1 protein-coding gene is annotated in these 1809 nt (G+C 49.6%); it reads left to right on the forward strand.

Translation table 11 applies throughout. The annotated features are described in order from the left end of the window. The first annotated feature begins 46 nt into the window (after window positions 1-46). Window positions 47-1726, forward strand: a complete 1680-nt coding sequence (locus K8R76_09085; protein MCD4848332.1) for a PQQ-binding-like beta-propeller repeat protein — start codon at window positions 47-49, stop codon at window positions 1724-1726. The last annotated feature ends 83 nt before the right edge of the window (window positions 1727-1809 follow it).

The raw sequence follows: 1809 nt of genomic DNA on the forward strand, positions 1-1809 counted from the left end.
GCAGTCTGCTGATTTGAAGCGTTATGGAAAAGAATAGGAGGACATTATGACTATCGGAACGATACTCACAGTAATCCTGATATCTGTCACTAATCTTACAATCACAGAACCAGTTGATGGTGAAATCTACGATGGTGATTGGCTCCCCCTCCGAGCCATTGTAGAGAATGAGAACGAGATCCCGGACTCAGTGCATTACTCATTGAATTCAGGTCCGTTTGTGCCCATTCCAAGATTGAACACCGACTGGCCAACCTACATGCAGAACAACCTGAATTATGGATACTCCCTATCCCCAGCACCGCTTACGAACGATGTACTCTGGACGGCTCCCATGTGTGATACAATGCATGTATTCGAGAATCCCATCGTAGTGGGGGGCGTTGTCTACCATTTGGGGGTGCAGAGCCTCTTCGCACTTGAAGCTGGTACTGGAAGCGAAATATGGAACTATGCAGTCGGACCTCATGACGACCCTCCAACCTATCATGATGGACGTCTTTATCTGGCATCGGATTCACTTTACTGCATCGATGCTGCTACTGGAGATCGTGTATGGGCGGTCATTGCCGGGGATGTCAACGGTGGGACACCCTGTATCGCAAGCGGAATCATCGCCTGCGCGACTAGCAGTTTCATTACCAACAAGACAGAGGTATTTGGTCTTGGACTAGCTGATGGTAATGTAGTATGGCAGCGTGAGATTACCGGTGTGATTGGGAACTGTATCGGTGAATGGAACGGAATCTTCTACATCGGGACGTACCAGGGGCAGCTCTCCGCCCTAGATGCAATGACCGGCAACGTCATCTGGTCGCACACCATCACCGAGGGTGGTTACTGGGACACTTCACCGACCATCGTGGACGGAAAGATCTACATCGGTGGGATGGACGGCTCGGTTCATCGGTTCGATGCCCTCACCGGAGCCCTGGAGTGGGAGACAAGCCTTGGTTCTATACCGGTCGAACCCACCCCGGCTGTGTTCGGGGACTGGATTATATGCGGAAGTATTGGAACACCTGGCTGCCTGGTGGCCCTAGATAGGGAGAACGGTTCCATTCAGTGGTCGATACCTAGCAGCATTCACGGGTCACCTGCAGTTGCTGGCGACATAGTCTTCTGGGGAGGAATGGACGCACCGTATGACCTGGTGTTTGCGGCCAGCGCATGGACCGGGGAGATTCTCTGGGAGTACGACCCAAATGCCGGCCCCTGGGGGCTTCAGTGCACTCCTTCCATCACCGACGGAGTGATGTACTTCGGTTGTACCGATGGTAACCTTTATGCCTTCGGGACCGGGCTAAAATACACTTATCGTGAAGACTTTTTCTATGCGGAAGTTGGTTCCAACGAGCTGATCGTAACATCCTTCGATGAGGGTGCTGCTGTTGCAGCAGATACTATTAACTTCACAGTTACTCAAACTGGTATCAACCTTGAGCCTTCTCATCAGCTTGACCTTTGTGCTACTCCAAACCCCTTCCACTGCTCTGCTTCAATTTCCTTTGAGCTTTCTGATTCTGAATTCACTAAAATAGAAATATTTGATCTTGCTGGAAGAAGTGTTTCTATGTTAGTAAACCATAAGATGACTGCAGGTACTCAAACGATTCTTTGGAACGGTACCAACCAGAATGGAGATTTGGTCTCAACAGGCTTGTATATGTGCAGAATTCAATCTGGAGCGATTACAGAAACCATTGGTCTTTGTTTATTGAGATAAGAGCCATAACCACTGAATGAACCTGCCACAATCGCCTAGGAATGGGCTTGTGCATCACTTGTGCAGGTTATTCAGGACGTTAT

It is taken from the genome of Candidatus Aegiribacteria sp., assembly GCA_021108435.1.
GTDB lineage: Bacteria > Fermentibacterota > Fermentibacteria > Fermentibacterales > JCC-6 > Aegiribacteria.

Bases quoted from the DNA above. Each gene is read 5' to 3' on its own strand.
- K8R76_09085 (MCD4848332.1), top strand. From the start codon at position 47: ATGACTATCGGAACGATACTCACAGTAATCCTGATATCTGTCACTAAT.